This is a genomic window from Mesorhizobium sp. M7A.T.Ca.US.000.02.2.1, from assembly GCF_003996995.1.
Classification (GTDB): Bacteria; Pseudomonadota; Alphaproteobacteria; order Rhizobiales; family Rhizobiaceae; genus Mesorhizobium.
This window is the reverse complement of sequence record NZ_RZTT01000413.1, coordinates 1-5,176: the sequence shown is the minus strand read 5'-3', so window position 1 is coordinate 5,176 and position 5,176 is coordinate 1. Positions and strand designations below refer to the sequence as shown.

Genomic DNA, 5,176 nt, shown 5'->3' with positions numbered 1-5,176 from the left:
CGGCTGACCGGCGCCGAAGGGTCCTCTCGCTGACCTCACGAGGCGAGGCAGCGCTTGCCAGACTGCAGGCGGCGGCCGATCGGGACACGGCGCGGCTGATCGAAAGCGTCCCCGACGACAGGTTGCATGAACTGCGCAGCGCCTTGCGCAAGGCGGGGGAATTGCTGGGTGATCCCACCGGTGACAGCAGCGAGGTGACGTTGCGGCCGCATCGCGTCGGCGATGTCGGCTGGGTCGTGCAGCGCCAGGCCCAACTCTATGCCGAGGAATATGGCTGGACGATCGAGTTCGAGGCCATGCTCGCCGAGATCGGCGCCGATTTCATTCGCAATTTCGTGCCCGGCCGCAATTTCTGCTGGATCGCAGAGCGCGGTGGTGAGCCGGTTGGCGCGGTGTTCCTGGTTCATCAGGACGACGAAGTGGCCAAGCTGAGAATGCTGCATGTCGAGTCGTCGGCGCGCGGCCTCGGCATCGGCAAACGACTGGTCGCGGAATGCGTTAACCAGGCCCGGGCTTGCGGCTACGCCAAGCTGGTGCTGTGGACCAACGACATCCTCGTCGCGGCGCGCGCGATCTACGAACGTGCCGGCTTCAGGCTGGTCTCGCAGGAGCACCACCACAGCTTCGGCAAGGATCTGACCGGCCAGACCTGGGAAATGAATTTGTAGCGTGCCTTGTGATTCTGGCTTGCCTACAACCGGATACTAGTTTCCCCGCGCTGCCGCCAAAGCGCCCGGAAGTTCATCGGCGAAGATGTCGAGTTCATGGTCGAGGCCGACGCTGACGCGAATGCAGCGGTCGAGCCGTGGCACCATGGGCTTGCGGATGAAGACGTCGCGTGACAGCAGACCTTGCAGAACTTTCAGCGCGAAAGCGCCATCGCCGCCGCAATCGATGGTGACGAAGTTGGTCGCCGACGCCAGCGGCTTCAGGCCATTTGCCTCGGCAATGCCTGCGATGTGTCGGCGGCCGGCCGCGACCCGCGCCACCACGCTTTGCAGATAGTCCTGATCGGCGAGCGCCTCGACGCCGGCGATCTGCGCCATGCGGCTGACGCCATAATGGTTGCGGATCTTCTCGAAGTCGCGGATCACCTGGGCCTCGGCGATCGCATAGCCGCAGCGTATGCCCGCCAGCCCGTACGCCTTCGAGAAGGTGCGCATGCGGATGACGTTTGGCCTGGAGATATCGATCGGCGGCATCGCCGAGGCCGGCCCGAGTTCGCCATAGGCCTCGTCGAGCACCAGCATGGTGGTTTGCGGCAGCGCCTCGATGAAGCGGATGATCTCGCTCGCCTCCCACCAGCTACCCATTGGATTGTCGGGGTTGGAGAGATAGACCAGCGGGGCCTTGTCCCTACGCACCGCCGCCAGCAGGCCATCCAGGCTTTCCCGGTCGTTCTCGTAAGGGACTGTCACCAGCCGCCCGCCGACACCGGCAATGTGGAAGTTGAAGGTCGGGTAAGCGCCGAGCGAGGTAACCACCGCGTCACCAGGCGCGACATACATGCGTGCCACCAGGCTGAGCAGGCCATCTATGCCTTCGCCGACAACGACGTTCTCGGCCTCTACGCCGTGATGCGCGGCGACCGCCAGCTTCAGATCGTGGTTGTCGGGATCGCAATACATCCACATGTCGCCAGCGATCTCGGCCATCCGGGCGGTGACGCGCGGCGAGGGACCAAAGCTGCTCTCATTGGCGCCGATGCGGGCGCGGAAAGCGCGGCCACGCTCGCGCTCCTGCGCTTCGGGGCCGACAAACGGCACCGTCGAAGGAAGCGCTGCGATGAGCGGCATGAGGGGAGGGCGCTGGTGCATGGCGGAAGCTCGCTTGAAAAAGGGCCTTCTTGCTAGCGCGCCGGATGGGGCGGTGCAAGTTGCCGCTGGGCAGATCCGTAACGCTGGATTCATCCGGCTCTTTTTGCTAGCGAGATATCATGAACAACCGTCTCCCGCCTGCTTGGTCAAAGCACATCAAGCCCGGACCCGCGCCGAAAGCGAAGGGGCCGATACTCAAGCTGACAGTGAGCCAAGGAAACGCTCAATCGCGAGCGCAGGCCGACGAAGCGCTGCTGAACCAGGCCTATGCCCTTCAGCAGGCCCAGCGGCTCGACGAGGCTCAGGACCTGTGCCTTCGGGTGCTGGCGCGCACGCCAAACCATCCGCTCGCTCTGTACATCCTGGGGACCCTGTACCAGCGTTACGATGACGAGATGGCCTTGCGATATTTCGCGCGGGCGGTCGGCGAGGAACCTAAAAACCCTTACTACCACCTCAGCCTCGGCGAGGCCTATGTGAAGGTCAGCGAATATTCGCCAGCCATCAAGCATATGCTGTATGCTTTGGAACTGCAGCCCCGACTTATCGAAGTGCTTTGTGCACTGGGGCGCGCCTACACCAAGTTTGACAAACCCGACATGGCTTTGCCGCTTTACGAGAAAGCGCTCAAGATCAACCGCGATCATCCCAAAGTGCGGGCGGGGCTGGCCAGCGCGCTCAGCGGCCTGGGGCGCATGGATGAGGCCGCCGCCTTTCTGAAAGAAGCAATCGGACGTCGCGTCGACGTGCCGGCTGCCTACCACGACCTCGTACAGACGAAAAAATTCACCGAAGAGCCGGAGGAACTCCAATCCATCCTGCGTGAACTCGGCAATCCCAAGCTTGATCCGGATGGTGCTTACAAGCTCCATCACGCTGCCGGCAAGGTACTGAACGACCTCAAGCGCTACAGTGAGGCATTCGACCATTTCAATAGGGGGAAACGGGCCTCCGGCTACACCTTCGACATCAATCTGTATCGCCGCTGGATCGACTCCCTGATTGAAACCTTCACGCCGGACTTTCTGGCGGCCAGGGCCGGCTATGGAAATCCTTCCGAAGTGCCTGTGTTCGTGGTCGGTATGCCGCGGTCGGGCACAACGCTCACGGAACAGATCTGCGCCAGCCATCCCGATGTTCAAGGGGCAGGCGAGCTTAACAAATTAAGGCGGGTCGCCAATGCAATCGGCCTTAAAACCTCATCGGCCGGCGATTTGAGCCGGCCGGTCATGTCGGTCACGCAAGATCTGTCCAGAACACTGGCGGAAGAGCATCTGTCCTACCTTAGGGAGTGGGCGCCTGCCGCGCTTCGCGTGGTGGACAAGATGCCGCACAATTTTGAAATGATCGGCCTTATCGGCCTTCTTTTTCCCAACGCTCGCATCATTCATTGTCGCCGTGACGCCATCGACAATTGCGTCTCTTGCTTTGTCCAGAGCTTCAACAAAGGACACAGCTACAATACTGATTTGCGAATACTAGGTCTGTACTATCGCGAGTATGACCGACTGATGCGCCATTGGAACGAGGTTTTTCCGGGCCTTATCTTCGAAAACCGCTACGAAACGCTGGTCGAGGATCAGGAGGCGCAGTCACGCCGCCTCATAGATTACCTTGGGCTGCCCTGGGATGATGCATGCCTGCGTTTTTTCGACAGGGACGGTTCGGTCAACACGCCCAGCCGCTGGCAGGTTCGCCAACCGATCTACAAATCGTCCGTCAAGCGGTGGAAGAATTATGAAGGCGAGATCCAGCCACTAATCGATGCTTTGGGCGACTTGGCGGACGCGTAATTCAAACGAGTCTGGTGTGCCTCTCATGCGCGCACGTCTCCTCGAGTTTGGTGGCACTGCTGAAATCGAGGCTGAAGAAGCGCAGGGATGCGCGTGATTTCGCACCCGATGGTACCAAACGCAATCGCTCGGTTGGTCGACTATTTTCTGCTGGTCGACGCTCGAAGCGCTTGATCGCGAACCTCCGGCGCTGCCGGACTGGCTAATAGCCCTGGTTGCCTGAGCTGTCAGGGCTCCGCCTCGTCGGCAGGCTACCGTTGGCCCCAAACATTCAAGAAGTGCAGAGGCTCCGCTGCGGGCAGTACAGGTGCATTTTGACGAGTCCCTTGGAAATCCGGCATGAAAAAACCCGGCGGTTGCCCGCCGGGTTCGATTTCGACTTGTCGCAACTTATTAGAACTTATTAGAATGAGCGCTGGAAGCGGAGGAGACCGCCGACGCTGTTCTTCTTGTCGGCCGGGGTCCAGGAGACGTTATCCGTGCTGCCGTCGCCGAACTTGCCGGCATGAAGATAGTCAACTTCGGCCGTGACGGTGAAGCCCGGGACGATGTCATAGGCAACGTTCGCTGCGACGCCGACGTTCTTCCAGTCGTCAGCAGACGCCTGAAGGTTGAACGAGGTCTTCTCGTTGAACTTGTAGGTGCCGCCGCCCCACACTGCCCAGTTGCCGCCCCACTGCTTGTAGAAGCCTCGGCCGCCCGCGGGCTGATCGTAGGTCGGGTCGTTGAGGTTGTCGTCGGTGCCATAACCACCCATGATGAACAACGACAACTCGTTGGAAACGTTCACATCCAAGCGAACTTTGCCAGCGACTTCTTCGTAGTTGCTGTCATACGCAACGACACCGGTGATCGCGCCCCAGCCCTGGGTCCACTTCACGCCGCCGACAACATGCGGAACATAGCTGTCGATCGTGCCAACGCCATACTTGCCGTTGCCGAGATCGTCGACGGACCCAGCACCCGAGCCTTCTTCGAGCGAGAGCACGGCCGAGAAACCATTACCTGCGTCGAAATAGTACTGGACGACGTTGGTGTCAAAATCGCCGTAGGGAACCAGCGTATCCTGGATGACGTTGCCGGCGTAGCCGATGAACGTATCGAAGGCCGATTCGTCTTTACCGACGCGCAGACCGCCAAGCTGGATCCAGGCGAAGTTCAGCGATACGTCTTTGTTGTGCGCATCGTTCGGGCCGAAGTCGGGATCACCGTTGCTGTTGCCAAAATTGAAGCGGGTCTCGGTGTAGGTCTTCAAGGTACCGAGCTCGGTCTCCTGGCCGGTCCAGGTTTTGAGCGTGAAGCGGGTGTTCTTGTACCAGGCTCCCTGGTTCTTGCCGTCCTGCACGTCGTTGCTGCGAGCACCATCGAACGAGCCGACGTCGCCAGCGCCGATGTCGTAACGCACATAGCCGCCAATGCGCAGGCAGGTTTCGGTGCCTGGGATGTAGAAGTAGCCAGCGCCGTAGACGTCGCAAATCTTGACGTATTCAGCGGGTTCCGGCTCGGCGACGACGACGGCGTCGGCGGCGCGCGCACCGGAAACTGCGATCAGGGCCGCAGCGGAGC

At 60.8% G+C, this 5,176-nt stretch carries 4 protein-coding genes; 2 read left to right on the top strand and 2 right to left on the bottom strand.

The features are described from left to right. The coding region (locus tag EOD15_RS28030; RefSeq protein WP_148129662.1) for a GNAT family N-acetyltransferase at positions 1 to 668 on the top strand (668 nt) is incomplete at its 5' end. 36 nt (positions 669 to 704) lie between these two features. Here the strand turns inward: EOD15_RS28030 and EOD15_RS28025 are convergent. Continuing rightward, entirely contained in the window at positions 705 to 1,817 is a 1,113-nt protein-coding gene (locus tag EOD15_RS28025) for a pyridoxal phosphate-dependent aminotransferase (protein ID WP_127321259.1), read from the bottom strand. A gap of 119 nt (positions 1,818 to 1,936) precedes the next feature. Here EOD15_RS28025 and EOD15_RS28020 point away from each other — a divergent pair, with 119 nt between their 5' ends. Next, complete coding sequence (locus EOD15_RS28020; protein WP_127321258.1) at positions 1,937 to 3,610, top strand: tetratricopeptide repeat-containing sulfotransferase family protein; 1,674 nt, start codon at positions 1,937 to 1,939, stop codon at positions 3,608 to 3,610. 403 nt (positions 3,611 to 4,013) lie between these two features. Here the strand turns inward: EOD15_RS28020 and EOD15_RS28015 are convergent. After that, on the bottom strand, positions 4,014 to 5,176 hold a 1,163-nt coding region (locus EOD15_RS28015), incomplete at its 5' end, for a porin (protein ID WP_148129661.1).

Coding starts and splice junctions, on each gene's coding strand:
- EOD15_RS28020 (WP_127321258.1), top strand. CDS start 1,937: ATGAACAACCGTCTCCCGCCTGCTTGGTCAAAGCACATCAAGCCCGGA.
- EOD15_RS28025 (WP_127321259.1), bottom strand. CDS start 1,817: ATGCACCAGCGCCCTCCCCTCATGCCGCTCATCGCAGCGCTTCCTTCG.